26 protein-coding genes, 3 tRNA genes and 1 pseudogene are annotated in these 23,705 nt (G+C 64.0%); 5 read left to right on the forward strand and 25 right to left on the reverse strand.

Features of this window, described 5'->3' with window-relative positions:
- From LZA78_RS12745 to LZA78_RS12770, 6 genes and pseudogenes are all read right to left on the reverse strand, one after another.
- Window positions 1–471 (reverse strand): annotated as a pseudogene (locus tag LZA78_RS12745) (IS5 family transposase); the annotation flags it as partial.
- Window positions 472–1,148: 677 nt separating this feature from the next.
- Window positions 1,149–2,789 carry a BCCT family transporter gene (locus LZA78_RS12750; protein ID WP_233677323.1) on the reverse strand — a complete coding sequence of 547 codons (1,641 nt, stop codon included), beginning with the start codon at window positions 2,787–2,789 and terminating at the stop codon, window positions 1,149–1,151.
- A 51-nt stretch (window positions 2,790–2,840) separates the two neighbouring features.
- Complete coding sequence (locus LZA78_RS12755; RefSeq protein ID WP_233677324.1) at window positions 2,841–3,257, reverse strand: universal stress protein; 417 nt, start codon at window positions 3,255–3,257, stop codon at window positions 2,841–2,843.
- Between the two features lie 59 nt (window positions 3,258–3,316).
- Window positions 3,317–3,463 carry a hypothetical protein gene (locus LZA78_RS12760; RefSeq protein WP_233677325.1) on the reverse strand — a complete coding sequence of 49 codons (147 nt, stop codon included), beginning with the start codon at window positions 3,461–3,463 and terminating at the stop codon, window positions 3,317–3,319.
- Between the two features lie 788 nt (window positions 3,464–4,251).
- Window positions 4,252–4,653 carry a c-type cytochrome gene (locus LZA78_RS12765; RefSeq protein ID WP_233677326.1) on the reverse strand — a complete coding sequence of 134 codons (402 nt, stop codon included), beginning with the start codon at window positions 4,651–4,653 and terminating at the stop codon, window positions 4,252–4,254.
- A 341-nt stretch (window positions 4,654–4,994) separates the two neighbouring features.
- A tRNA-Gln gene (locus LZA78_RS12770) sits at window positions 4,995–5,069 on the reverse strand.
- 98 nt (window positions 5,070–5,167) lie between these two features.
- Between LZA78_RS12770 and LZA78_RS12775 the strand changes: the two genes are divergently transcribed.
- The gene (locus LZA78_RS12775) at window positions 5,168–6,358 is read left to right on the forward strand and encodes a BaiN/RdsA family NAD(P)/FAD-dependent oxidoreductase (RefSeq protein ID WP_233677327.1); all 1,191 of its coding nucleotides are present in this window, start codon (window positions 5,168–5,170) and stop codon (window positions 6,356–6,358) included.
- 12 nt (window positions 6,359–6,370) lie between these two features.
- On the opposite strand, the gene LZA78_RS12780 is transcribed toward LZA78_RS12775, so the two are convergent.
- Both LZA78_RS12780 and LZA78_RS12785 read right to left on the reverse strand, forming a co-directional pair.
- Window positions 6,371–8,041 (reverse strand): KpsE/RkpR family capsule polysaccharide export protein, encoded by a 1,671-nt coding sequence (locus tag LZA78_RS12780; RefSeq protein ID WP_233677328.1) that lies wholly within the window; start codon window positions 8,039–8,041, stop codon window positions 6,371–6,373.
- Window positions 8,025–8,678 (reverse strand): ABC transporter ATP-binding protein, encoded by a 654-nt coding sequence (locus tag LZA78_RS12785; protein ID WP_233677329.1) that lies wholly within the window; start codon window positions 8,676–8,678, stop codon window positions 8,025–8,027. The genes LZA78_RS12780 and LZA78_RS12785 overlap by 17 nt, the downstream gene beginning before the upstream one ends.
- 158 nt (window positions 8,679–8,836) lie before the next feature.
- On the opposite strand from LZA78_RS12785, the gene LZA78_RS12790 reads away from it, so the two are divergent.
- Together LZA78_RS12790 and LZA78_RS12795 are read left to right on the forward strand one after the other, a co-directional pair.
- A complete protein-coding gene (locus LZA78_RS12790) occupies window positions 8,837–9,412 on the forward strand; it encodes a uracil-DNA glycosylase family protein (protein ID WP_438811078.1) in 576 nt (191 codons plus the stop codon).
- Window positions 9,409–10,206: an SseB family protein gene (locus tag LZA78_RS12795; protein WP_233677331.1), complete on the forward strand. Its 798-nt coding sequence runs from the start codon at window positions 9,409–9,411 to the stop codon at window positions 10,204–10,206. Before LZA78_RS12790 ends, LZA78_RS12795 begins: the two co-directional genes overlap by 4 nt.
- 161 nt (window positions 10,207–10,367) lie before the next feature.
- Here the strand turns inward: LZA78_RS12795 and LZA78_RS12800 are convergent, their stop codons facing one another.
- Window positions 10,368–10,790, reverse strand: coding sequence for a DUF1489 family protein (locus LZA78_RS12800; RefSeq protein ID WP_233677332.1), 423 nt, complete (start codon window positions 10,788–10,790; stop codon window positions 10,368–10,370).
- Window positions 10,791–10,914: 124 nt separating this feature from the next.
- Here LZA78_RS12800 and LZA78_RS12805 point away from each other — a divergent pair, with 124 nt between their 5' ends.
- Window positions 10,915–13,179, forward strand: a complete 2,265-nt coding sequence (locus LZA78_RS12805) for an adenosylcobalamin-dependent ribonucleoside-diphosphate reductase (RefSeq protein ID WP_233677333.1) — start codon at window positions 10,915–10,917, stop codon at window positions 13,177–13,179.
- Window positions 13,180–13,387: 208 nt separating this feature from the next.
- Here the strand turns inward: LZA78_RS12805 and LZA78_RS12810 are convergent.
- The 15 genes from LZA78_RS12810 to LZA78_RS12880 all read right to left on the reverse strand — a co-directional run bounded on the left by LZA78_RS12810 (window position 13,388) and on the right by LZA78_RS12880 (window position 22,341).
- A tRNA-Phe gene (locus LZA78_RS12810) sits at window positions 13,388–13,463 on the reverse strand.
- Window positions 13,464–13,635: 172 nt separating this feature from the next.
- Window positions 13,636–13,821 (reverse strand): DNA gyrase inhibitor YacG, encoded by a 186-nt coding sequence (gene yacG, locus LZA78_RS12815; RefSeq protein ID WP_233677334.1) that lies wholly within the window; start codon window positions 13,819–13,821, stop codon window positions 13,636–13,638.
- The gene (locus LZA78_RS12820; RefSeq protein ID WP_233677335.1) at window positions 13,818–14,858 is read right to left on the reverse strand and encodes a ribonuclease E/G; all 1,041 of its coding nucleotides are present in this window, start codon (window positions 14,856–14,858) and stop codon (window positions 13,818–13,820) included. Before LZA78_RS12820 ends, yacG begins: the two co-directional genes overlap by 4 nt.
- Window positions 14,858–15,430 carry a Maf family protein gene (locus LZA78_RS12825; RefSeq protein WP_233677336.1) on the reverse strand — a complete coding sequence of 191 codons (573 nt, stop codon included), beginning with the start codon at window positions 15,428–15,430 and terminating at the stop codon, window positions 14,858–14,860. The genes LZA78_RS12820 and LZA78_RS12825 overlap by 1 nt, the downstream gene beginning before the upstream one ends.
- A complete protein-coding gene (infA, locus tag LZA78_RS12830; RefSeq protein ID WP_036636451.1) occupies window positions 15,427–15,645 on the reverse strand; it encodes a translation initiation factor IF-1 in 219 nt (72 codons plus the stop codon). Before infA ends, LZA78_RS12825 begins: the two co-directional genes overlap by 4 nt.
- An 82-nt stretch (window positions 15,646–15,727) precedes the next feature.
- Window positions 15,728–16,621: a carbon-nitrogen hydrolase family protein gene (locus LZA78_RS12835; RefSeq protein ID WP_233677484.1), complete on the reverse strand. Its 894-nt coding sequence runs from the start codon at window positions 16,619–16,621 to the stop codon at window positions 15,728–15,730.
- 5 nt (window positions 16,622–16,626) lie between these two features.
- Window positions 16,627–17,208, reverse strand: a complete 582-nt coding sequence (locus LZA78_RS12840; protein WP_233677337.1) for a GNAT family N-acetyltransferase — start codon at window positions 17,206–17,208, stop codon at window positions 16,627–16,629.
- Window positions 17,208–17,615: a ketosteroid isomerase-related protein gene (locus LZA78_RS12845; RefSeq protein ID WP_233677338.1), complete on the reverse strand. Its 408-nt coding sequence runs from the start codon at window positions 17,613–17,615 to the stop codon at window positions 17,208–17,210. The genes LZA78_RS12840 and LZA78_RS12845 overlap by 1 nt, the downstream gene beginning before the upstream one ends.
- Window positions 17,616–17,631: 16 nt before the next feature.
- Entirely contained in the window at window positions 17,632–18,087 is a 456-nt protein-coding gene (locus LZA78_RS12850) for an arsenate-mycothiol transferase ArsC (RefSeq protein ID WP_233677339.1), read from the reverse strand.
- Window positions 18,084–18,563 (reverse strand): UPF0262 family protein, encoded by a 480-nt coding sequence (locus LZA78_RS12855; RefSeq protein ID WP_233677340.1) that lies wholly within the window; start codon window positions 18,561–18,563, stop codon window positions 18,084–18,086. Before LZA78_RS12855 ends, LZA78_RS12850 begins: the two co-directional genes overlap by 4 nt.
- Complete coding sequence (gene hisD / locus LZA78_RS12860) at window positions 18,563–19,873, reverse strand: histidinol dehydrogenase (protein WP_233677341.1); 1,311 nt, start codon at window positions 19,871–19,873, stop codon at window positions 18,563–18,565. Before hisD ends, LZA78_RS12855 begins: the two co-directional genes overlap by 1 nt.
- Before the next feature lie 76 nt (window positions 19,874–19,949).
- The gene (locus tag LZA78_RS12865) at window positions 19,950–20,426 is read right to left on the reverse strand and encodes a GNAT family N-acetyltransferase (protein WP_233677342.1); all 477 of its coding nucleotides are present in this window, start codon (window positions 20,424–20,426) and stop codon (window positions 19,950–19,952) included.
- Window positions 20,423–20,899 (reverse strand): DUF2948 family protein, encoded by a 477-nt coding sequence (locus LZA78_RS12870; RefSeq protein WP_233677343.1) that lies wholly within the window; start codon window positions 20,897–20,899, stop codon window positions 20,423–20,425. The genes LZA78_RS12865 and LZA78_RS12870 overlap by 4 nt, the downstream gene beginning before the upstream one ends.
- Window positions 20,899–22,167: a UDP-N-acetylglucosamine 1-carboxyvinyltransferase gene (gene murA, locus LZA78_RS12875; protein ID WP_233677344.1), complete on the reverse strand. Its 1,269-nt coding sequence runs from the start codon at window positions 22,165–22,167 to the stop codon at window positions 20,899–20,901. The genes LZA78_RS12870 and murA overlap by 1 nt, the downstream gene beginning before the upstream one ends.
- Complete coding sequence (locus tag LZA78_RS12880; protein WP_233677345.1) at window positions 22,168–22,341, reverse strand: hypothetical protein; 174 nt, start codon at window positions 22,339–22,341, stop codon at window positions 22,168–22,170. It lies immediately after the preceding gene.
- Between the two features lie 115 nt (window positions 22,342–22,456).
- Here LZA78_RS12880 and LZA78_RS12885 point away from each other — a divergent pair.
- Window positions 22,457–22,531, forward strand: a tRNA-Thr gene (locus LZA78_RS12885).
- A gap of 100 nt (window positions 22,532–22,631) precedes the next feature.
- Here LZA78_RS12885 and LZA78_RS12890 read toward each other — a convergent pair.
- A complete protein-coding gene (locus tag LZA78_RS12890) occupies window positions 22,632–23,702 on the reverse strand; it encodes a DUF1513 domain-containing protein (RefSeq protein ID WP_233677346.1) in 1,071 nt (356 codons plus the stop codon).
- Between the last annotated feature and the right edge of the window lie 3 nt (window positions 23,703–23,705).

The raw sequence follows: 23,705 nt of genomic DNA on the forward strand, positions 1-23,705 counted from the left end.
GAAGGGCCGCCGCGCCGGTGTAGTCACTGACCTGGCCCGCAGACATGAAGAACCTGATCGGACGACCAAGTGTGTCGGTCACCGCGTGCAGCTTGGTGTTCATTCCGCCCTTGGTTCGACCTATCAGCCGCCCGCATCCCCCTTTTTCGCCCGCAGGCTCGAGGCCGTGCGGTGGGCTTTGAGATAGGTCGTGTCGATCATGATCGTTGCCGGTTCCGCCGCTTCGGCTGTCAGCCCCTCGAAGATCCGCGCGAACACGCCCATCTCGCTCCAGCGCACTCAGCGGTTGTAGAGTGTCTTGGCAGGGCCATATTCTTTCGGCGCATCACACCAGCGCAACCCATTGCGATTGATGAAGATTATTCCGCTCAGAACGCGCCGATCATCGACACGAGGCCGGCCATGGCTCTTCGGAAAGTATGTCTGGAGGCGCGCCATTTGCGCGTCAGTCAGCCAGAAAAGATTGCTCATCATGCCCCCATAGTTGGAGAGCGTGAGTCACGCCGCCATCGGCGGCGCAAGCCGATTAATGGGTCCTGAGCCTAGGTGGCGACGCTCGAACCGTATCCAAGGACTGCCAGAAGTTCGTAGCTCGGCTCTAATTATTTTCATTGGTCGCGGTTACTGCGGCAAGAGGGATGGCCTAAAGCGTTGCGATCTGAGCGAACACCCTCGCGGCGAACAGTGTCGACTACGATTGGCTCTAAGCCTAGGGCTACTGGCCCTTCACGACCTGGATTTTGATCACCCGCCCCCCGCAACCCATTGATTACAGGAGGGATTGGCGAGGACGTGTCAACCACTGTCCCGACATCCAAGCATGGGTAGAGCCAATCTATCTGGCCTGCCTTGCACTTAATAGTCGTCCGATCGGGCCGAAGGATCAAAGACCCGCTGAGGCACGGTCTTCCACATCATGGGCGAACGACTTTCTGATTGAACGGCGAAGCGCTCCGTCCGGGCCAATATTTCCGCCCCTATTGGACGCGCATCACCGAAACGACCCGACCTGTGTCGCCTATGCGGAATACATCTGGCGCAACGGGATGTTTCGCTCCCTGAACAGGGCGCGAAGGTGAGGCTCGTCGCCGCCGCACCGAACTGATGCCGGTACGGCGGCCGATTATACCTCTGGAACCAAAGCCCGTTTATCGCGCCTCGGTCTGTAGGCCGCGAAACACCGCCCAGCACATGAGCAGCAGCACCAGGGTGAATGGCAGGCCCGTCGAGATCACCATAGCCTGCAATGCACTGAGGCCGCCGCCGACCAGAAGCACAATCGCGACCGCACCTTCGAACGTACACCAGAAGACACGCTGAGGCACCGGTGCGTCGACCTTGCCGCCCGCCGTGATCGTGTCGATCACGAGAGAACCGGAATCCGACGAGGTGACGAAGAACACGATCACCAGGACGATCCCGATCACCGAAGTGATGGAGGCCAGCGGCAGCCCCTCGAGCATCGCAAAGAGCGACAGCGGCGGGTTATAGCTGTCAATGACCTGCGCTTTCACGGCACTCGCGCCTGGGTCAGTAATGACCTGGTCGATTGCCACGCCACCGAAGACCGCCATCCAGAGGACACAGACGATCGATGGAATGATGAGCACGCAGGTGATGAACTCCCGCACCGAGCGGCCACGGCTCACGCGGGCGATGAACATCCCCACGAACGGTGACCAACTGATCCACCACGCCCAGTAGAAGGCCGTCCAGCCCTGCATGTATCCCGTATCGTCTCGCCCGATCGGGTTGGAAAGCGGGATGATTTCCACGGCATAGGCAAGCAAGCCACTGCCGAAATCGGACATGATCACCGCAGTCGGCCCGGCCAGAAGGACGAAGAGCAAAAGCAGCGCGGCAATGCCCATATTGATCTCGGATAGCAGCTTCACGCCGCCGTCCAGGCCGCGCAGGACCGAGAAGAGGGCAACGGCGGTAATCACGGTGATCAGGATGACTTGCACGCTGGTGTTGGACGGTATCCCGAACACATGCTCAAGCCCCGCATTGGCCTGCTGAGCACCGAAGCCGAGCGACGTGGCCAAGCCGAACAGCGTCGCAAACACGGCAAGAATATCAATGATGTGGCCGACCCAACCCCAGATCTTTTCGCCGAAGATCGGGTAGAATGCCGAACGGATCGTCAGCGGCAGCCCCTTGTTGAAAGAGAAAAGCGCCAGCGAAAGGGCGACAACCGCGTAGATTGCCCAGGGATGCAGCGCCCAGTGGTAGATCGTGGCGGCAAGCCCCATCCGTTTGGCCGCGTCCACGTTGGCGGCGATGATCGAACCATCTTCCGCGATGGGCGACGGCACACCGAGCGGCTCTGAGATCGCCATGTGGTAGACCGGCTCTAGGACACCGAAGAACATCAGCCCGATGCCCATCCCGGCAGCGAACAGCATCGAGAACCAGCCTAGATATGTGTAGTCGGGTGTCGCATCCTTTCCGCCGAGACGCACCGAACCCCATGGGCTCACGATCAAGAACAGACAAAAGATGACAAAGATGTTCGCCGCGCCAAGGAAGAACCAGTCGAACGTCGAGGTCAGCCAAGGTCGAAGCCAGCCGAAGAACGCACTGGCCTGCTCGGGCAACGCGAGCGCATAAAACACGAAGGCCATGATCGTCAGGGCCGAAACCATGAAGACCGGATTATGGATATCAAATCCGATCGGACCAAGACTGCCTTCCACATTGTCCTGACCAATCGTGTAATCGGTGTCGATGATATCTGCCTCGCCTTCGGGCAGCGGTATTCCTTGCGTCTTGTCGGCATCCGTCATTAGGCAGCCTCCTTTCGCGTAACTGATGTTTTCTAGAACTCTTGTCGTCCGTTACCCACGAACCAGCATCACCGAGGCGTCGGCGCGCTTGGCGATCGTTCCGCCATGCGAAGCCCAGATGTAATCCGTGACATTTGGGATGTGACTGGCCATCACCACGAGGTCCGCCTGAGCATCGTCGATAGCCGCGAGCAGCTTCTTGTCGAGATCAATCGCGGGATCGTTGCTGACGATCAGATGCGTGGTGGTCTTGTGACCGCTGAGACGAGCCATATCCGCCCCGAACGCTTTCAGGCGCTGTTCTACTTCGCTTGGTGTGTGGCCAAGTTCGCTTGGTTCCGGGCTGGTTACCGCTACATAGCAAACTTCAACGCCGTAGTGATTTGCCAGGTCCGCCGCGACGTCAAGCGCATGTCGAATCCGTTCGACGTGACGCAAGTCGACCGGAACCATGATCTTCTTAAACACGTTGTCTCCTCCGTTCTCCGGCACGGCCGTCCGCGCGTGGTCGCGTTCAACCGCCAGCTTCAGTGAGCGTGTCCGCCGATCTTAAAGGACGACATCCGTTCGACCGTCAGATGACCGAACAACAAATGCCTGTTTACGACATTGCATGCCGCATTTGAACCATTTTCGTATTCAAAGCCCCCGTCGCCGCGCGCGAACTCGGCCATCGCCCGCCATCCGCACCGCCCTGCGACCTCGGCGCCAGCCTGGAAAAATCGTCGCTCCCCACTCGTCCGCCCATAAGATCCACCCACAACCGATCCCGATGGCGCTTCGCGCAAAATCGGAAACTCGGACAGGTTCATGCCTTGTTGAGAAGAGCCCGCAGGCCAACCCCGCTCAACCGGCGGGAACAGAACCGCGAATGCGCCTCGCAGGGGCAAAAGGGCTAATCACGCTCAAACGCCAAAAAGCCAGAACAATCCCGATACGGCGCGCCGACGGCCGTCGGGGGGACACTTTGCTTTTCTCATCGTGTAGGGGGGCTACCAGGATTTTCCCTGAACCTGGGCTACTGACCCTTCTCGACCTGGATTTTGTTCACCCGGGCCTCACGCAACTCATAGATTGCATTGTGGCGCTGCAGACCAACCAAACCGCGACTGCCCCGAAGAGCATGTACGAGCAGATCCAACCTTTCTCGATGCTATGGGGCAGCCAGCCGGCACTCGCGTCGCCCCAACGTTGAGGTCTCAATTGGGGACGGGGCCTGCCTCTAAGCAGAATAGATTATTGAGGTTCCCGAGCGAGACGGTGTCGGTGCAGCTTTGAGTGCGCGCACCCAAGATGAAGCTGCCCTGCAAGCGGATCTCATCGGAGCAAACCGAGTAGATCTCACCCCAGTTCACGTCGCCGAGGGCATCGGCACATTCCAGTTTATGGCCCCGCTGTCGGCGCAGGCGAGCTACAGGCGCATGCATCTTTTGGTATCCTGCACGGGCCGGATACCCCCGGGCTACTTCTGGATTGATTGGAGATAGTAGACTAGCGACAGTATCCGCCCTCGCGCCACCATGTCCGCCGTTTCCCCGCGCTCGCTCGTCGCAGAGGACTTGAAGCGCTCTCCCCAAATCGGCATCGCACTTCCATGTGCCCGGACACCGTCCCGGCCGTCGATCGTGGCCAAGATCGCATCGAACGGAAAACTCCCGCCATTTGCTTGAGAAAGTTCTAAGAGGCTTGGCGTGGAGATGTTCAGCAGACCCGCGAAGGGCCCGTCGCCCATCGCACTTTCTCCGTGGCAACCCGCGCAAGCGACCAAGTACTCTTGCTCGCCCGCGGTCTCTGCAAGAGCCGGTGCCGAAAGAACTGCGAGTGCAGTTAATGCTGTCTTCATGGTTTCGAAATATGTGCGCATTTGACTCCTCCCCAAAGAGTAATTCGCGCGCGTCCTTATCAATAACACAGATGCCCATCGGTTCATAGAATGCTGAAGGTTAGGGGACCTACCGCGTCCATCATCGCGTGTGCACAATGTTTGGCAAAGGGGGGCAATTACGATGCGATTTGACTTGGCGCCTCCGGCCACCTGCCCTGCTTGACCGCGAGTGGTTGCACCGTTGGCTCCGATCTGGGGCACCAGTTGGGGCACTTGCTTTTCCGACGGTCGCGCGTTCGGCGGCTACAGCAACAAATGCTGCCAGAACGGCTTCGAAATCGCGCCGAGGAGACGACCAGCGAGAATGAGAAGGGAGGCGATGGCTGGGGCGGTAGGATTCGAACCTACGGTGCGCGGTACCAAAAACCGGTGCCTTACCACTTGGCTACGCCCCAACGTGGGGCGGTGTTTAGCCAAGGCCGTCGGAGGCCGCAAGAGGAAAAATCGACAAATCCGATTGCAGCGGGGAACCGTGCAGAGATATGGGCAGGACATGGAAAACTGGGATGTCATCATATTGGGCGCGGGCGCTGCGGGTTTGTTCTGCGCAGGCGAGGCGGTGCGGCGTGGCCGGCGGGTTCTGGTGCTCGATCATGCGGCCAATCCGGGCGAAAAGATTCGGATCTCGGGCGGCGGGCGGTGCAACTTCACCAACCGCGAGCTGACCCGCCAGAGCGCGCCCGAACGCTTCCTGTCCGAGAATCAACGCTTTGCGCTGTCCGCGCTGAGCCGCTTCACCGCTGCCGATTTCATCGCCCGGATCGACCGCGCCGGAATCGCCTGGCACGAAAAGCACCGCGGCCAGCTGTTTTGCGACGGCAAGGCCACGCAGGTTATCCGGATGTTGCTGTCCGACCTTGGCGCCGGAGCGGGCGAACTGCGCCTGGATTGCGCCGTCGAAGCCGTTCGGCGCGAGGGCGATGGCTTCGAGGTTGCGACCTCGCTCGGCCATGTGCGGGCGCCGCATGTCGTGGTGGCAACGGGCGGCAAATCCATCCCGAAGATGGGGGCCACGGGCATCGGCTACCGCATTGCGGAAAGCTTCGGCCTGCGCCTGACCGAGACGCGCCCGGCCCTTGTGCCGCTCACCTTCGCCGAGCAGGACCTCGCGCGCACCGCGCCCATGGCCGGCATCGCCCTGCCCGCCCGCGTCCGCCACGGGCGCACCAGCTTTGACGAGGATCTGCTTTTCACCCATCGCGGCCTCTCCGGCCCCGCGATCCTGCAAATCTCCAGCTACTGGCGTGAAGGCGATATGCTGAACCTCGATCTGTTCCCGGGTCGCAACCTTGCGCAGGAACTGGCGGAGATACGCTCCACCGCAGGTCGCGTGGCGCTGCACAACGCGCTGGCGCGGCTGATCCCGGAAAAGCTTGCGGCCTATGCCGTTGCCGAAACGGGCCTGTCCGGGCGGCTCGCGGATCAGAACAACCGCGCGCTCGAACGTCTTGCCGACCAACTGCACAAATGGGAGGTGCGGCCCGTCGGTTCGGAAGGCTACCGCACCGCCGAGGTCACCCTGGGCGGGGTTTCCACCGCCGATCTGGACGCGAAGACCATGGAGGCCCGCGCGGTGCCGGGGCTCTACTTCATTGGCGAGGTCGTGGACGTGACCGGCTGGCTTGGCGGCTACAACTTCCAGTGGGCCTGGTCGTCGGGTTGGGCGGCCGGACAGGTTGTCTGACCGCCCGGCGCATCAGCTCGACACCTGCTCGCGCAGCACGGCCACCGTCAGCGACAGCATCAGGTAGATGCCCGAGAAGATCAGGAAGGCCACGAGCGTATTCTCGAAGGCGCGCGGATAGGTGGGTTCATCGGGCGCGACGGGGCGCACGCCCATCTCGAGGTAGCGCACCTGCTTGTTGGCCGCGGTCCGTGCGCTTTCCATCTGCTGCGCAGCCGTCGAGAGCATGAGCTGGCGCGTCTGCAACTCGGCCTCGGCGATGCGCAGCTGCCCGGTCACAACGGCAAGCGACTCGACCCCTCCGGTGGTTTCGGTCAACTGGGCGCGCAACTCGATGATTCGCCGCTCAAGCCGGTCTATATCGCCTTTCACACCCTCGACGCGGGCCTGGTTCGGGCTGGGGTTGTCCTGTAGCTGATCCAGTTCCAGCCGCTTGGCCTGCAACTGCCCCTCGAAGGTCGCCACCTGCCCCATGACACGACCGGCCTCGGAGACCGGGTCCAGAATGCCGACCCGCTCCTGCAGGGTCAGCACCTTTTCCTGCGCGGCCAGAACCTTGGCCTCGGCATCGGCATAGCCGTCCAGCGCGCCCTTCATCTGGTCGTCGCGCAGGCGCGAGGTCAGCGCGTCCACCTGCTCTTCGGCGAAGGAAATCAGCGCCTCCGAGAACTGCCGCGACACTTCGGGATCGGCGGCGATGACCTCGAGGTTCACGATCCCCTCGGTCGGGTCGTAGCCGATCTTCACGTTGCGCTTGTAGGCCTTGTAGGCCTGTTCATTCGTCGCATCAGGGTCAAGTCGTTGCAGCGCATCGATCGAAGGCTGCGAGAAATGCTGCTTGAAGCCGAACTCTTCATCAAGCCGCAACATCGCGTCGCGCGATTGCAGATAGGCCTGCACCGTCACCGAGTCCTGGCTGGAGCCGATCGACATCCCCGACAACAGCCCGCCAAAGCCCGATCCACCCGCAACCCCATCGGCCTTCTGGATGATGAAGGCGCTTTTCGTGGCATAGAGCGGGGTCGCGACACGGAAGTAATACCAGCCCGCCAGCAGGGTCGGCAGCAGCACGAAGAAGGCCAGCCGGACCGCCAGCAGCACAAGACGGCGCTGACGGCGGCGGGCGATATCGCGCTGAAGCCGCATGATCGCACGGGCGCGCTGCGCCTCGCCCAGAACCTCGTTCGAGGGGGGCGGCGGCGGTTTTGGCGCCACGCTTGGCACCGACATGCGGCCCAGAACCATTTTCGCCAGGCTCCGCCCGCCGCCCGAAGGCACGTCATCCCCCTTGGCCTCGGCAGGCTTGCCGGGCAACATCCGCTCCATCAGGCCCGAGCGATCGAACGGGTCGATGCCACGGCGGCGCAACTGGCGCACCGCATCGAAATCCGAGCCCGCCGCGACACCGTGCTTTTGCGCCGTGCGGCGCGCAAGGCGTAGCTGGCGCCCGGTCAGCCCCTCGGCCTCGATGGCGGCGATCTCATCGGCGGGCGAGATATCGGAGGGCGCCGCAGCGACGGGTTTGGCCGGGGCAACACCCATGTCACCAAAACCGTCATCCTGCGGCTCGAACAGTTTGGCCGGGTCGGCACCGGGTTGCAGCCCTGGCGGCGGGGCCGCCTCGGCCTGCGGCTGTGGTTTGCGGCGAATGCGGTATTTCTCGGCCTTAGGATTGGTAGTCATACATCCGCTTCGCTTCTTCCAGGGTATCGAACATGTAAAGCTGCCCGTCGCGCAGCACCGCCGCCGAGCGGCAGAATTTCTCAAGCGTCGCAGGCTGGTGCGAGACGATGATCACCGTCGCCTCTTTCAGCCGGTCCTTCAGGATCGAGCCCGCCTTGCGATTGAACTCGACATCGGTGGTGCCGGGCATCCCCTCGTCGATAAGGTAAATGTCGAACTCAAGCGCCAGAAGCAGCGCGAAGGTAAAGCGCGAGCGCATCCCCGCGCTGTAGGTGTTCATCGGCCGGTCGAAATATTCCTCAAGCCCGCAGACCCAGCGACAGAAGGCCTCGACGTAATCGGGATCAAGGCCATAGAGCCGCGCGATGAACCGCGCGTTCTCGCGCGCGGAATGCTTGGCGTTCACGCCCCCCATGAACCCCAGCGGGAACGAGACCCGGCAGGTCTTGCGGATCGTGCCCTCGTCGGGCTTTTCCAGCCCCGCCATCATGTTGATGATCGTCGTCTTGCCAGTCCCGTTGGGGGCAAGGATGCCAAGGCTGTTGCCCAGCTCCACGCGAAAGCTGGCGCGATCAAGGATCACCTTGCGCTGTTTGCCCGTCCAGAAGGACTTGCTGACGCTGTCGAACTCGATCATCGCTTCCAGTCTCGTGCCGCCATCGGCCACTCTGCACGGTCATAGCGCAAGGCCTTTAACTAATTCACCACCTGACACGACCGGCGTCGCCATGTCGGCTGGCGAAAGCTATATACATCGGACGATCCTGTTTTGCCTCACGAAACGAAGAGGTCAACCTGAGCCTTACGGAAGACATCCGCGCCTGCCGCCTCTGTGCCACAGATTTCGCGGCAACAGCCACCGCGCATATGCCGCGCCCGGTCGTGTGGTTTCGCCCCGGCGCGCGCATCCTGATCGCGGGGCAAGCCCCCGGCGCGCGGGTCCATGCCTCGGGGCGGCCCTTCACCGATCCCTCGGGCGACCGGCTGCGCGACTGGATGGGCGTGGATGCGGCGACGTTTTACGATCTCGACCGTATCGCCATCGTGCCGATGGCCTTCTGCTTTCCCGGCTATGACGCGAAAGGCGCCGACCTGCCGCCACCGCCACGCTGCGCCCGGACCTGGCGCGAGCAGATCATCGCCCAGCTTGGCACCCCCGCGCTGACGCTTCTGGTCGGCGGAGCGGCACAACGCTGGCACCTGGGCGCGCGCAATGTCACCCAGACCGTCGCGGACTGGCAAAACCACGCGCCGCGCGTCTTTCCCTTGCCTCATCCGTCCTGGCGCAATACGGCATGGCTCAAACGCAATCCCTGGTTCGAGGCCGAGCTTGTCCCGGCCCTGCGCGACCGGGTGAAGGAGGCCCTATGACACCCTATGATCGCGCCCATGCCGCCATGGAAGCCGACCCCGAGAACGAGGCTCTGCGCCTTGCCGTCTATGACCGTCTGGCCGATGCCGAGCTCTTCCTGCTGCTCGAATCCGAACCCGAGGACGAAGACATCACCCCCCAGGTCTTCGAGACCGAGGATGGCGATTTCGTGCTGGCCTTCGACCTCGAGGAACGTCTGGCCGAGTTCACCGGCGAGCCCGTGCCCTATGCCGCGCTCCCGGGCCGCGTGATTGCGCAACACCTTGTCGGCGAGGGGATCGGCCTCGGCATCAACCTTGGCGTCGCGGAATCGGCCATGCTGCTGCCCCCCGAGGCGCTCGAGTGGCTGACCGATACGCTGACCCACACCCCCGTGCAGACCGACGCGCATCCGGCTTCCTTCGAGGCCCCCGCCCTGCCCCCTGCAATCCTCGGCCTGCTTCTGCCGGCCTTCGAGGCCAAGTTCGCGCAACTCGCTGGCCTTGCCTCGCACGCACTTCTGGGGGGCGTGCAATATGATGACGGCCGCCGCGGGCATGTGCTGGCCTTCCTCGGCGCGCCCGAGCCTGCACGGCCCGGGATCGCGAAGGCAATGGCCGAAGCGCTTGCCTTCTCGGGCCTCGATGCAGGCGAGCTGGACGTGACCTTCCTCGACGAAGCCGATCCCGCAGCCCAAGTCCTGCTTGAAAAGGCGCTTGTCCTGCATCTTCCCGAACCCGCGCAGGAAGAGGTTCAGGAGCTCAAACCCGTCGCACCAGGCATGGACCCGAACAAGCCGCCCATCCTGCGCTGATCCCGTTCAACGTGGCGGAAATATCCCACGGGGGTCTGGGGGTGTGAAACCCCCAGCCTGACCGCAACGCGTCAGCCGGGTAATGGGGGCGCTGCCCCCGCCGAGGCCTTGCCTCGGCTCCCCCGGGATATTTATTGCCACATTGAAAAGGCTGTGAGCGATTAGCGTAGGCCGATTTCGGCCAGCGCAGCCTGCAACTCGCGCGGCAGGACATCTTCGCGCGCTCGGCCCTTGGCCAGATCGCGCGGCGCATCCTCGGCCTTCAGGTAGCGCCAGCCCTGGAAGGGACGCCGGGGCAAGGCTTCGGTTCGGACAATCTCGCGGTCAAGGATGATCGCGCAACGCGTGATACCGTCGTCACCGAGCCGTTCGTCGAGCCCGATGATGCGCTGACGGGCAAGAACTACACCCTTGAAAACCCAGTAGAGCGAGCCACCACTCAGGATCTCATTGGCGCGTTTGGGCCACATGCGCGTGACATGGCAGGCGGGGCCGTCGCCATAGCGGCTTTGCTGCCACTCGATCAGGTCCTCGACCTTCTCGGCGCCAACGCAAAGTTTGATCAGATGTACAAGATCGGCCATGCGAACCCCCAACCTGTCCCAATATAGAGGGCATCGAGGTGTCGTCAAAGCGTTGACCCGCAGAAATGCTCACCGTATGGTGAACGCCCTTTTTCCTGCCATGACCGACCCAGAGGACCTCCGGATGAGCCGTTTTGCCGCCCCTATCGCCGAACAGATCTGGGATATGAAATACCGCCTGAAAGATGCAGACGGTGCACCCGTGGATCAGACGGTGGAGGACACCTGGCGGCGGATCGCCCGCGCCCTGGCCGAGGTCGAGAAAGACCCCGCCCTTTGGGAAGAGCGGTTCTACGGCGCGCTTGAGGACTTCAAATACCTGCCCGCCGGGCGGATCACTGCGGGCGCTGGCACGGGCCGCGCGGTGACGCTGTTCAACTGCTTCGTCATGGGCACGATCCCGGATTCGATGGCTGGCATCTTTGACATGCTCAAGGAAGCCGCGCTGACGATGCAGCAAGGCGGCGGCATCGGCTATGACTTCTCGACGATCCGTCCGCGCGGTGCTGCGGTCAAGGGCGTGGCAGCGGATGCTTCGGGGCCGCTCTCGTTCATGGACGTGTGGGACGCGATGTGCCGCACCATCATGTCGGCCGGCTCGCGCCGTGGCGCGATGATGGCCACGATGCGCTGCGACCACCCTGACATCGAGCAGTTCATCACCGCCAAGCAGGATTCGGCCAGGCTGCGGATGTTCAACCTCTCGGTTCTAGTGACCGATGCCTTCATGGAGGCCGTGAAGGCCGATGGCTCGTGGGATCTGACCTTCGACGGCCGCGTCTATCACACGGTGAAGGCGCGCGACCTGTGGAACAAGATCATGCGCGCGACCTATGATTTCGCCGAACCGGGCGTGATCTTCATCGACCGCATCAACCAGATGAACAACCTCAACTACGTCGAGGCGATCGCGGCCACCAACCCCTGTGGCGAGCAGCCGCTGCCGCCCTATGGCGCCTGCCTGCTCGGCTCGATCAACCTTGCCACGCTGGTCACCAACCCCTTCGAGGCCAACGCCGAGATGGACCCGGCCAAGCTCGACAACCTCGTGCGCCTTGCCGTGCGGATGATGGACAACGTGGTGGATGCCTCGCGCTTCCCGCTGCCGCAGCAGGCCGAAGAGGCGGCAAACAAACGCCGCATCGGCCTTGGCGTCACCGGCTTGGCCGATGCGCTGCTGATGCTCGGGCTGCGCTATGGTTCGGACGAGGCCGCCGCGCAGACCGAAGCATGGATGAAGCTGATCGCGCGGGCGTCGTATCTGGCCTCGGTCGATCTGGCCAAGGAAAAGGGCCCCTTCCCGCTCTTCGATGCCGAGAAATACCTGGCCTCGGGCAACATGATGCAGATGGATGACGATGTGCGCGCGGCGATCCGCAAGCATGGCATCCGTAACGCGCTGCTCACCTCGATCGCGCCGACCGGGACGATCTCGCTTTACGCCGGCAACGTGTCGTCGGGGATCGAACCGGTCTTCGCCTATGCCTACAAGCGCAAGGTTCTGCAAAAGGACGGCTCGCGCACCGAGGAAGAGGTGGTCGATTACGCCGTGCAGATGTGGCGCGACAAGTTCGGCGACAAGCCGCTGCCCGAGTATTTCGTGAACGCGCAGACGCTGGCTCCGCTGGCCCATGTCAAGATGCAGGCCGCCGCGCAGAAATGGATCGACTCGTCGATCTCGAAGACGATCAACTGCCCCGAGGATATCTCGTTCGACGCCTTCAAGGACGTCTACATGGCGGCCTGGGATCAGGGCTGCAAGGGCTGCACCACCTACCGCCCGAACGATGTCACCGGCTCGGTGCTGAGCGTGTCGGAAAGCTCGGAGAAGGCACCCGAGGCCGACAAGGGCGCCGAGGTCGTCTACCTGACCGAGCCGCTCGACCGCCCCGCAGCGCTTGAGGGGGCCACCTACAAGCTCAAGTGGCCGGGGTCCGAGCACGCGATCTACATCACCGTCAACGACATCATCCAAGCTGGCCACCGCCGCCCGTTCGAAGTGTTCATCAACTCCAAGAACATGGAGCACTACGCCTGGACCGTGGCGCTGACCCGCATGGTCTCGGCCGTGTTCCGCCGTGGTGGTGATGTGAGCTTCGTGGTCGAAGAGCTGAAGGCCGTGTTCGATCCGCGCGGCGGCGCCTGGATCCAGGGGCAGTACATCCCCTCGATCCTCGCCGCCATCGGCGGCGTGATCGAGCGCCACCTGATCTCGATCGGATTCATCGAAGGCGAGGGCATGGGTCTCAAAGCGGACCCCAAGGCCGAGGCGATGGTGGTGGGCGAGGCCCCGCGCGGCGCCGCCTGCCCCAGCTGCGGCTCCTACGCGATGCGCAAGGTCGAAGGCTGCATGACCTGCGCCGACTGCGGCCATTCCAAGTGCGGCTGATCGGCGATCTTGCTGACCAGTGACACAGCATGAAACCACCGGGGCTCCCCTCGGTGGTTTTTCATTGCGAAGGTTGCCGCGACGAGATTCGAGTTAATCGTAGGGCTGCGCGCCAAGAACGAGCCATCACATTCAGCGGCCAAAGTTCGAGCGATCGGAAATATCTACCAGACTAAACTGGTATGACACCTATCTTCAGGAAGAAAAATGGTGCCCGGAGGCGGATTCGAACCACCGACACGCGGATTTTCAATCCGCTGCTCTACCAACTGAGCTATCCGGGCACCGGGCCATCGGCTAGGCCGATCCGGCGTTGGTGGAGGGTTACTAGACGCTGGCGCGGGGGCTGTCCAGAGGGTTTTTCGGTTTTTTTGCGGATACTTGCGCCGCGAATACCAGAACCACAACACACACAGGAAAATCGCTGCGCAATCAAGGCAATAGGCACGAATATGATCAGTGCAGCGCGCCTTCCGGGCCGCCCGGAGCGCCGTCTTGCGGGCGTTCCTCTTCCTCGGCCAGATCGCCGGGAATCACGTAGGAACCGTTCAGCCAGCGCGCCAGATCGACATCGGCGCAGCGCTTCGAACAGAAGGGGCGATACTTGTCGTCCGCAGGTTTGCCGCAGATCGGGCAGCTCATTTCGCGGGCTCCAAAAGCTGCGTCAGGGCTACCCGGTCGCGTTTGCGCTGAAGCTCGAAATTTCCCAGTGGCGTCCACCCGGCAAGGCTGGTTTCGGCGGCTTCGCCCTTGAAGGCCACGCGCAACTGCTGCTCCAGCGTGGCACGATCCTTCTTGGGCATCGGCGCGAAATCGACCGTCACCTGCCCGCCCAGCCCCCGCAGGCGCAGCTGACGCGGCAGGTCGCGCGCGGCCGCGATATTGGCCTTGAGGCTTGCGGCGGGCGAGGTATCCGCGCCCGTATTCACATCGACTGCGATCAGCGCACGGGTCGGCTCGATCATCATGTGGCCGCCGCCGGTCAGGGCGACGCGCGGGCGGAGAACCGCGTCGATCGCCTCCAGCACGCCATGTTCCTCGAAGCCCTCGACGATCTCATCGGGCGCGGGCTCGGCCCATTCGCGCCACGCCTCTTCATGCGGAGCGGGGGCATCGACCAGCAGCTCGGGCTCACCCTCGGTATCGGCGGTCACGGCCTCGGCCAGCTCGCGCATCGCAGCGATGTCCTCGACGATCTCGCCATCCTCGGCGCCTTCACAGGCCGAGCGCAGGATCAGCCCCATCTCGGACCCTTCCATGACCACCTTCGCCAGCGCGCCCAGATCCTCGCGCAGGTCCTCGTCGCGGATGCGGCGCGAGACATTCAGCCCTGGCGCGCCCGGCGTGACGATGGCGTAGCGCGACTTGAACAGCAGACGCAGCGACACCGGCAGGGCCTTGCCCGCCTCGGTCCCGCCGGTCACCTGGCAAATCACGGTCTGGCCCGGCGCCAAGCCCTTGGCATCGCGCAAAAACCCCTTCTCGCCACCCGGAAGGCGCACGAAAACGCCGCCCTGGCCCTTCATCTGGCGCTCGATCAGACCACGACAGATCGCGCCCGGCACCAGCGCCACGGCGTCCGAGCTATCGACCAGCAGATCCTCAAGCTGTCCGTCAACCATGAGCGCTGCGGCCTCAAGCCCGCGCAACTGACCCAGAACGACGACGCGTCCCTTCATCATGCCCCCTTGGCAGCGATCCCGGCTGCCCGCAACAGAACCGCGGCTTCGGCCAGCGGCAGCCCGACCACGCCAGTGAACGAGCCCTGAATCCACGGAATGAACGCCCCGGCCAAACCTTGGATGGCATAGCCGCCCGCCTTGCCGCGCCACTCGCCCGAGACGAGATAGCCGTTCACGTCCTCGTTCGACAGCGGGCGAAACCGCACGACCGTATCTACAAGACGCTCATGCATGCCGGTTGCCGTGCGCACCGCGACGGCGGTCAGCACGTGGTGGCGCCGCCCGGACAGAAGCCACAGGAACTCGGCCGCCTCTTTCTCGTCTTCCGGTTTTCCAAGAATACGCCGCCCGCAGGTCACCGTCGTATCGGCGCACAGGACAACCTCGTCCGCGCCGCACTCGACCGCAGCGGCCTTTTCCCGCGCCATGCGCGCCACGTAATCGCGCGCGCGCTCGGCCTTCAGCGGGGTTTCGTCGATATCGGCGGGGCGCACCGCATCGGGGGACAGACCAAGCTGCCCCAGAAGTTCGAGCCTGCGCGGGCTCGCCGATCCGAGAACAAGCTTCACTTGAAGCGGTAGTTGATACGACCCTTCGAGAGGTCGTAGGTGTTCATTTCCACCTGAACCTTGTCGCCGGCCAGAACGCGGATGCGGTTCTTACGCATCTTTCCTGCCATATGCGCGATGATCTCATGGCCGTTTTCCAGCTCGACCCTGAACGTCGCATTCGGCAGGAGTTCCTTCACGACGCCGGGGAATTCGAGCATTTCTTCCTTGGCCATGGTCACTCCTGATAAGATTACCCACGCGATTTCGCGGGCGCGCGATACATGCGCCCGGTAGCGGCAAAATTCAAGGCCAATGTCAAGTTTCGGCGGGGGTTTCGCGGGTAATCGTGACGTCTTTGACCTGCGAAAGCTGCTCGGGCCAATGCGCGAAAGGCAAAACGCGGCCATCGGCGCGGCTTTGCGCGACCAGATCGAGATCAACGCAACCGATCACCCAGCCGGGTGTATCAAGCTCGCCCTGCGCGATCACGCCGGTCTCGGGCCAGCCGGCGTCGGGCGGGCCGAAGATCGCGGCGGCGCCCCGGTTTTCATCGATGGCGGGGCACCAATGGGCATCACCAACCGTGGGCGCCTGCACCACGACGCACTGGTTTTCGAGCGCCCGCGCCATGGACCCCACGCGTACCCGCGACCAGCCCGCGACGGCGTCGGTGCAAGACGGCACCAGAAGGGTCTCGGCGCCCGCTTCACACAGCGCGCGTGCAAGCAGCGGGAATTCGCTGTCATAGCAGATCACGACGCCGATCTTGCCAAGCGCAGTGTCGAACAGTTGCAAGCCCTGCCCGGCCGAGACGTCCCAGACCTCGCGCTCGAAGCGCGTCATCATCACCTTGTCCTGATGCCCGATCCGACCCGCGGGGCCAAAGAAGGCCGCGCGGTTGAGGCGTTTGTCACCCTCAATCACGGGGCCGGAGGGCGCTAGGATATAGACCTCGTATTGTTGCGCGAAGCCCGCGAACATCTGCTCCATGGCCGGGCGGTGCCGCGCGACCTCGTGCAGCGCGGTCTCGATATCGCCCGCAACCACTGGCCCGCCAAGCGAGGCCAGTTCCATCGCCGCGTATTCGGGGAACACCAGGATGACCGCACCCTGCCCCACCGCATGTTCGACCCAGGCGCGCGCCTTGGCCTCATAGGCCGACCAATCCTCGAGCCAGTCGAGCGGATAGGCCGCCGCCGCGATCGTCACTTGCCTCATAGCTCTCGTCCCCAGAATTGCAGCGGTTTTTCGGTGCTGCCAGCCTCGCCCAGATCCCGCCACTTGAAGCGCGCGACGACGCCAGGCAGAGGCGCATAGCCGCGCTTGCGCCAGAACGCATCGAGCGGGCGGTAATCGGCGGGCCGTAGCGGGTGATCGAGCGACCGCATCACCGAGCAGAACACCGAATGGCTGCGCCCTAGGCCGCGCGCATGGGCCTCGCGCGCATCGAAAAACGCGTGCCCCAGCCCCTGCCCGCGATAGTCCGGCAGCAGGACCGACTCGGCGCAGTAAAAGACCTGATTCAGCGCCAGACCGGTCTGCGCGAAGGGGGCGGCGAAATCCTCGGCATGGTCTTCCAGCGGCGTGCCTGTTGCGGCACCGACCAGCCGCGCGCCATCAAACGCGCCGACCACCGCCGCCGCCGCCGAGGCGCGGTAGCTTTCCAGATAGCCGCGCTCATAGTCGAGCGATCCGTCATAGAGATAGGGCCAGTCCCGAAAGACCGCGATCCGCAGCCGCGCCACGTCGTCAAGCGCGGCGTCCAGCGCCGCGCCGGTCAGGACGCGGACTTCCATCAGCTGACCTGCCGGATCCAGTCGGCGAGGTTGTAATAGGTCGTCACGCGCTGAATGCGCCCGTCGCGCAGGGTGAAGAAGGTGCCAGCAGGCAGGATGTATTTCTGCCCCTTGGCCTCGGGCAGACCATCGTCGCTTTCCAGATAGACGCCGTTCACCACGAATTCCGCAGCAGCGCGGGTACCCGAGTCATTGGCCATAACCACGACATCGCTCAGATGCTCGCGGTAGCAGCGCGTCATATGGGCGTTGAAGGCGCGGAACGCCTCGATACCGTGGCGGATCTGGCCTTCGTTGACGTGATGCTCGAAATCATCGCTCAGCAGGGCTTCCATCCCCGCCGTGTCGCCTGCGTTGAACGCGTCGTAATAGGCCGAAATCGTGGCAAGGGCGGTTGCGCGGGGCATGGCAGTCTCCGTGTGTTTATTCTTTGGGCGGGCCGAAGCGCGCGATCATGTTGCGGCTGATCTGCTCGCGGGTTGAGCGGTAGGCGGCCAGTCGCGCCTCGCGGTTCTCGCCGGCGCCGGTCGGGTCGGTGATCGGCCAGAACTCGAGCGGTACGTGGTGCAGGCGCGACATTTCCTCGACCAGCGCGCGCGAGGCAGGCGTCAGGGCAATGACCAGATCAAAGGACTCGATACTATCGCCGAAATCCGACAACTCGTTGAAATCGCGCGAGCGATGGCGGGTCAGATCGACGCCGATCTCGTTGCACACGGCGATTGTGAAGCCGTCGATCTCCAGGTCCGACTTCACGCCCGCAGACTGCACATAGACCTCGCGGCCGTAGTATTTCTTCATCATCCCCTCAGCCATCGGCGAGCGCGTGGCATTGTGGTCGCAGCAAAAAAGGACCGAGTGGGGAAGACTGGGCATCATTTCACCGGGGTCAAGGCACAGACGAGGGTGAACAGTCGGCGCGCCGTGTCAATGTCGATCTCGGCCTTGCCTTCGAGACGCTCCTGCAAAATCCGCGCACCCTCGTTGTGGATGCCCCGCCGCGCCATGTCGATCGCCTCGATCTGGCTGGGGGGCAGCCGCTTGACTGCTTCGAAATAGCTCTCACAGATCTGGAAATAGTCCTTCACCGCCTGCCGGAACGGGCCGAAGGACAGGTGGAACTCAGCCACCTTGTCGCCCCCCTCGGTCGAGGTGTCAAAGACCAGACGCCCGTCGCGCACTGCCAGCGTCAGCGCGAAGGGGCCTTCGGGCGCGGCCTCGCCCTCACGGCCGGGAATGGCGAAAGAGTTGTCTTCCAGCAGATCGAAGACGGCAACGCGGCGCTCCTGCTCGATCTCGGGGGTCGGCGCGGGCAGGCCCGAGTCGTCGATTTCCAGCTTGGCAATACGCGCCATCACTCGTCTCCTTCATTCAGCGCCGCAAGGCGCGCACGCACCGAAAGGCCATGCGCCTCAAGGCTTTCCGATTTCGCCAGCGTCTCGGCCGAGGGGCCGATTGCCTTGAGCGACTCGGGGGTCATCTTGGCCAAAGTCGTGCGTTTGACAAAGTCGAGGACCGACAGCCCCGAGGAAAAACGCGCCGAGCGTGCGGTGGGCAACACATGGTTGGGGCCGCCGACATAGTCGCCGATGGCCTCGGGCGTATAGGCCCCCAGGAAGATCGCGCCCGCATGGGTGATTTCTTCGGCCAACCCGTCGGGGTCGGCCACGCACAACTCAAGATGCTCGGGCGCCACGCGGTTCGACAGCGCCGCAGCCTCGGACAGATCCTTTGCCACGATCACTGCACCGAAATCGCGCCAGCTGGCACCGGCAATGGCGCGGCGCTCTAGCGTTTCAAGCCGCTTTTCGACCGCGCGTGTGACCGCATCGGCAAAGCCCTGATCGGTGGTGATCAGGATCGACTGGGCGGATTCGTCATGTTCGGCCTGGCTCAGCAGATCCAGCGCGATCCAGTCGGGGTTGTTGTCGCCATCCGCAATCACGAGGATCTCGGACGGGCCCGCGATCATGTCGATGCCGACCTTGCCGAAAACCCGCCGCTTTGCCGCCGCCACGAAGGCGTTGCCCGGGCCGGTGATCTTGTCCACCGGCACGATGGTTTCGGTGCCATAGGCCAGCGCCGCGATCGCCTGTGCGCCGCCGATGCGATAGACCGTATCGACACCTGCCAGTCTGGCCGCCAGCAGCACCAGCGGGTTGACCACGCCGCCCGGCGTCGGGCAGGCGATGACCAGCCGCTGCACCCCGGCGACCTTGGCCGGGATCGCGTTCATCAGAACCGAGGACGGGTAGCTTGCCAGCCCGCCCGGCACATAAAGCCCTGCCGCCGAGACCGGCGTGAAGCGCCAGCCCAGCATCGCGCCCGACATATCGCGCCACATCGCGTCATGCGGCATCTGGCGCAAATGGTAGGCACGGATGCGATCGGCCGCCAGTTCCAGCGCCGCGCGCTCTTCGGCACTGACCTTGGCGATCTCGGCCTCGATCTCGGCCTCGGAAAAGGCCAGCGTCGCGGGCGTCAGGTCGAGACGGTCGAATTTCGAGGTCAGTTCGATCACCGCCGCATCGCCGCGCGCGCGCACATCCGCGATGATCCCCGCCACCGCCGCATCGACATCGGGGCTGTCCTCGCGCTTCATCCCCAGAAGCGCGGTGAAACGGGCCTCGAAATCGGCATCGCGGGTGTTGAGGAAATGCGGCATGACGGTCTCCTTATCCGTTCAACGGGATAGAGAGTTGCGCGCCCCTCGGCAAGCGCGCGCGTTCAAAAACAAGGCCTCAGGACAGATCCTTGCGCATCGGGCGGCCCAGAATCCAGCGCCCCTCGCGCGCAGGGCCATCGGCATGCCACCCGTGATGACGGTAGAAGGCAAAAGCCGTTGCGGTCGAGGTCAATAGCCCCCGGCTGCGGCCCATGCCCACCAGCTCGGCCTCCATCGCCGCGAGTAGCGCCGAGGAGTAACCTTGACGTCGCGCCTCGGGGTGGACGTATAAGAGCGTGATCTTGCCGGTGTCGTCCGGCTGGCCCGCCCATTCGATGGCGCCCACCGCCTCGATCCGCTCATGCCCGGCGACGTAAAGCCGCCCGCCGGGTGCCGCGATCATTGCGGCCACGCTTTCGGGTGTCTTGTTGGCCAGCCAGTTTGCAATCTTCGGCGGATCGTCCTGATGATCGGCGCTGCACAGATCGCGGATCGACGCGCAGAGCACTTCCGAGATGCGCACAGCATCCTCGGGGCGCGCCGCGCGGATCATTCCGGATGCACCGGCGCCGCGCCCGACACCGCGCGGTAAGGCCGCGTGACATCGCGCAGATCGACCGAAAGACATTCGGCCGATGCCGCAATGGCGCCATCGCCCGCCAGCGTCAGCACGAGTTGCCCTGCCCCGTCCACACCCGCGTCCCACGCGATGTCGAGAATCGACAAAACCAGATCGCGATCGGCCCGGTCGATCCCGCTCGAGGCCACGCGGGTCACGTCCGAGATCACCAGCAAAGACTGAACCCGTTCGTAATCCCGCCCCTCGGCCTCGGCCCGTGCCTTGTCTTCCCAGCGAAAGCGATTGACGAGCAAGGCCAGACGGCGGGCCTTGGCCTCCCACACGATTTCGGTGATCGGCAGAACGGCATCCTGCACCAGCGTGGCAATCACGCCCAGATCCTCGGGCGTCTCTGCCCGCAGGCTCAGCGCCCCTTCCGCCGCGTCCTCGAATCGTGCGTCCGCCATCAGTCCCCCTTCACCCGCTCGATCTTGGCGCCGACGGCGCTGAGCTTTTCCTCGACCCGTTCGTAGCCGCGATCGAGGTGATAGACGCGGCTGACCATGGTTTCGCCCTCGGCCGCAAGCGCCGCCAGAATCAGCGACACCGAGGCCCGCAGGTCGGTCGCCATGACGCGCGCGCCTTTCAGCTTGTCCACACCATGCACGGTTGCATGACCGCCGTGAACCTCGATCTTGGCGCCCATGCGCACCAGTTCGGGCGCGTGCATGAAGCGGTTCTCGAAGATCTTCTCTTCCAGCACCGAGGTTCCCTCGGCCGTGCACAACAGCGCCATCATCTGCGCCTGAAGGTCGGTGGGGAAGCCCGGGAAAGGCTCGGTCACCACATCAACCGCGCGCACGCGGCCATTCTTGCGGCTGACCTTGATGCCGGTGTGGGTCTGTTCGACCGAAATCCCCGCCGCGTCGAGCTTTTCGCAGAAGCTCTCGATCAGGTCGATGCGGCCGCCCAGGCACTCGACCTCGCCGCCGCAAATCGCGGGGGCCAGCATATAGGTGCCCAGCTCGATACGGTCGGTGACAACGGGGTGAGTCGCGCCGTGCAGCCGGTCAACGCCCTGAATGGTGATGTCCGAGGTGCCCTCGCCCTCGATCTGCGCCCCCATGGCGCGCAGGCATTTCGCCAGATCGACGATTTCAGGCTCGCGCGCGGCGTTCTTGAGAACCGAGGTTCCCTTCGCCAGTACCGCCGCCATCAGGAAGTTCTCGGTCGCGCCGACCGAGGCAAAGCGCATCTCATGTACCGCGCCCTTGAGGCCGCCGCGCGCATTGGCGTGCAGATAGCCGTCCTTCAGCTCGATCTCGGCACCAAGCGCGGCCAGCGCGTCGATGTGAATATCCATCGGGCGCGCGCCGATTGCACAGCCGCCGGGCAGCGACACGACCGCATGGCCCAGACGCGCCAACAGCGGCCCCAGCACCAGATTCGACGCGCGCATCTTGCGCACGATGTCATAATCCGCGACCGGCTTGATCTCGCCATGGCACGAGGTCGCCAGAACCTTGCCATCTTGCAACGCCGTCACCTCGGCCCCAAGCGAGGCCAGAAGCTGCGTCATGGTGCGAATGTCCGACAGGCGCGGCGCATTGGTCAGCGTCAGCGGCTCTTCGCTCAGCAGCGTTGCCGGCATCAGCGCAAGACACGCGTTCTTGGCCCCGGCAATCGGGATCTGGCCCTTCAGCGGCCCGTTGCCGCGCACGATGATCGAATCCATCTACTCGTTCCCTTCCGCCTCATCCCCGGTCTCGGCCGCCCGCGCGCGCGTCTGCGCCTTGCGGCGCTGAAGATTGGCACGCAACGCCGCCGCCAGCCGCTCGTCGCGGCTCAGCTCGGCGGACGGTTTGTCCTTGCCCTGCTGGCTTTTCGATCCGGGGGGTTTGTCATTCATGGCCCCTCTGTAGCCTGCCCGGAAAAATGTGTCGAGAGAGGGTGCGACTTTGCGCTTGCGCACCTCGGCGAATACGTCTAAATCCCCGCCCACGGTCGAAACACACCGGTTCGGCGCTGTGGTAGCTCAGTGGTAGAGCACTCCCTTGGTAAGGGAGAGGTCGAGAGTTCAATCCTCTCTCACAGCACCATCTCCCCCTAGTTTGAGGAACTTGCCCCCCCGGCTGGCGATTCCGTTTGGCTTTTCCCTGCGCCCATTCGGCCAAGAAAAAAGGGGCCAAAGCCCCTTTGTCAGCCCAATGCGACCAAGTGATTGTCCCAGGACACACTTGCACTCGACAGCGGCTCTAGGCGCCCGTCGATAACCCGCGCAACAAGGCCCTGCCCGTCGGTCGCGACGAATCCCCCCTCAGCGCAAGGGCCAAGCCCGCAGACATCGGCCCGCGCCAGCGACCAGAGCGGCACTCCCATGGCCGAGAATGCCTGAATGCGCCCGCCCTTGGGCGAGGTGATCGCCACCTGCTGGCCATCCTGCGTATAGGCAACTGACCCCGCATAGCCCTTCATCGCGAACATCTCCGCATCGAACGGCTCGGCCAGAATCACGTCCTCGCCCCGGCGGTGGAGCCCCAGCAGCGGCACTGGCTCGGCCAGATCGCCCTGCCATTGCATCGCGAAGGCCACCTGCCCGTCCGAGCGCAGCGCGAGATGGCGGATCGAGTTCTGCCAAAGCTCGGGCAGTTCCACGACCTCAAGCACCGCGCCCTCCGGGCTCAGGTAGCTCAGGTTCGGGCGCATCGTGTCCAGGTTCAGCGGTGTGCGGTCCGAGGGATCGGTCTGGATGCCGCCATTGACCACCACCAGATCGTCTGAGCCCGGCAGGCGTCGGATCTCATGCGGGCCGATCCCGTTCGAGGCGAACTCGCCAATCCGTTGATAGCCGCGCGCGGCATCCCAAAGGCCGATCCGCCCCTCGGAGCCTTCGGCCACCACTTCCGAGGTATAAAGCGTCGCGCCATCCGCCGAATAGACGCCGTGGCCGTTGAACTGGCGCCCCTCGGGCGGGGTCAGGCGCGCGGTCGTGGCGCCGGTGGCGCAGTCGATCACCAGCGCAAACGTGCCCGGACGGCGGGCGAAGGCCACGGCCTCGGGGCGCGTCGGATGCGCAGTCGCCGCATGGCCCCGCGACGGCAGGGGCAGCGAAAAGAGCCGCTCGCCCGCGCGCGAAATGCCACTGAGCGAATAGTCTCCGCTCACCTCTTTCGCTGCGGCCAGATAGGCCGGGCTGCCCGCATCCGCCCAGCTTGCGCGCGGCAACGCCGCCGCTGCGGCAAGCGAGGCGAGAAAAGCACGACGTTTCATGAG

Origin of the sequence: Rhodobacter flavimaris (assembly GCF_021378075.1) — a bacterium.
Taxonomy (GTDB): domain Bacteria; phylum Pseudomonadota; class Alphaproteobacteria; order Rhodobacterales; family Rhodobacteraceae; genus Rhodobacter; species Rhodobacter flavimaris.

Coding starts and splice junctions, on each gene's coding strand:
- LZA78_RS12750 (WP_233677323.1), bottom strand. CDS start 2,789: ATGACGGATGCCGACAAGACGCAAGGAATACCGCTGCCCGAAGGCGAG.
- LZA78_RS12760 (WP_233677325.1), bottom strand. CDS start 3,463: ATGGCCGAGTTCGCGCGCGGCGACGGGGGCTTTGAATACGAAAATGGT.
- LZA78_RS12765 (WP_233677326.1), bottom strand. CDS start 4,653: ATGCGCACATATTTCGAAACCATGAAGACAGCATTAACTGCACTCGCA.
- LZA78_RS12775 (WP_233677327.1), top strand. CDS start 5,168: ATGGAAAACTGGGATGTCATCATATTGGGCGCGGGCGCTGCGGGTTTG.
- LZA78_RS12780 (WP_233677328.1), bottom strand. CDS start 8,041: ATGACTACCAATCCTAAGGCCGAGAAATACCGCATTCGCCGCAAACCA.
- LZA78_RS12785 (WP_233677329.1), bottom strand. CDS start 8,678: ATGATCGAGTTCGACAGCGTCAGCAAGTCCTTCTGGACGGGCAAACAG.
- LZA78_RS12795 (WP_233677331.1), top strand. CDS start 9,409: ATGACACCCTATGATCGCGCCCATGCCGCCATGGAAGCCGACCCCGAG.
- LZA78_RS12800 (WP_233677332.1), bottom strand. CDS start 10,790: ATGGCCGATCTTGTACATCTGATCAAACTTTGCGTTGGCGCCGAGAAG.
- LZA78_RS12805 (WP_233677333.1), top strand. CDS start 10,915: ATGAGCCGTTTTGCCGCCCCTATCGCCGAACAGATCTGGGATATGAAA.
- yacG (WP_233677334.1), bottom strand. CDS start 13,821: ATGAGCTGCCCGATCTGCGGCAAACCTGCGGACGACAAGTATCGCCCC.
- LZA78_RS12820 (WP_233677335.1), bottom strand. CDS start 14,858: ATGAAGGGACGCGTCGTCGTTCTGGGTCAGTTGCGCGGGCTTGAGGCC.
- infA (WP_036636451.1), bottom strand. CDS start 15,645: ATGGCCAAGGAAGAAATGCTCGAATTCCCCGGCGTCGTGAAGGAACTC.
- LZA78_RS12840 (WP_233677337.1), bottom strand. CDS start 17,208: ATGGAAGTCCGCGTCCTGACCGGCGCGGCGCTGGACGCCGCGCTTGAC.
- LZA78_RS12845 (WP_233677338.1), bottom strand. CDS start 17,615: ATGCCCCGCGCAACCGCCCTTGCCACGATTTCGGCCTATTACGACGCG.
- LZA78_RS12850 (WP_233677339.1), bottom strand. CDS start 18,087: ATGATGCCCAGTCTTCCCCACTCGGTCCTTTTTTGCTGCGACCACAAT.
- LZA78_RS12855 (WP_233677340.1), bottom strand. CDS start 18,563: ATGGCGCGTATTGCCAAGCTGGAAATCGACGACTCGGGCCTGCCCGCG.
- hisD (WP_233677341.1), bottom strand. CDS start 19,873: ATGCCGCATTTCCTCAACACCCGCGATGCCGATTTCGAGGCCCGTTTC.
- LZA78_RS12865 (WP_233677342.1), bottom strand. CDS start 20,426: ATGATCCGCGCGGCGCGCCCCGAGGATGCTGTGCGCATCTCGGAAGTG.
- LZA78_RS12870 (WP_233677343.1), bottom strand. CDS start 20,899: ATGGCGGACGCACGATTCGAGGACGCGGCGGAAGGGGCGCTGAGCCTG.
- murA (WP_233677344.1), bottom strand. CDS start 22,167: ATGGATTCGATCATCGTGCGCGGCAACGGGCCGCTGAAGGGCCAGATC.
- LZA78_RS12880 (WP_233677345.1), bottom strand. CDS start 22,341: ATGAATGACAAACCCCCCGGATCGAAAAGCCAGCAGGGCAAGGACAAA.
- LZA78_RS12890 (WP_233677346.1), bottom strand. CDS start 23,702: ATGAAACGTCGTGCTTTTCTCGCCTCGCTTGCCGCAGCGGCGGCGTTG.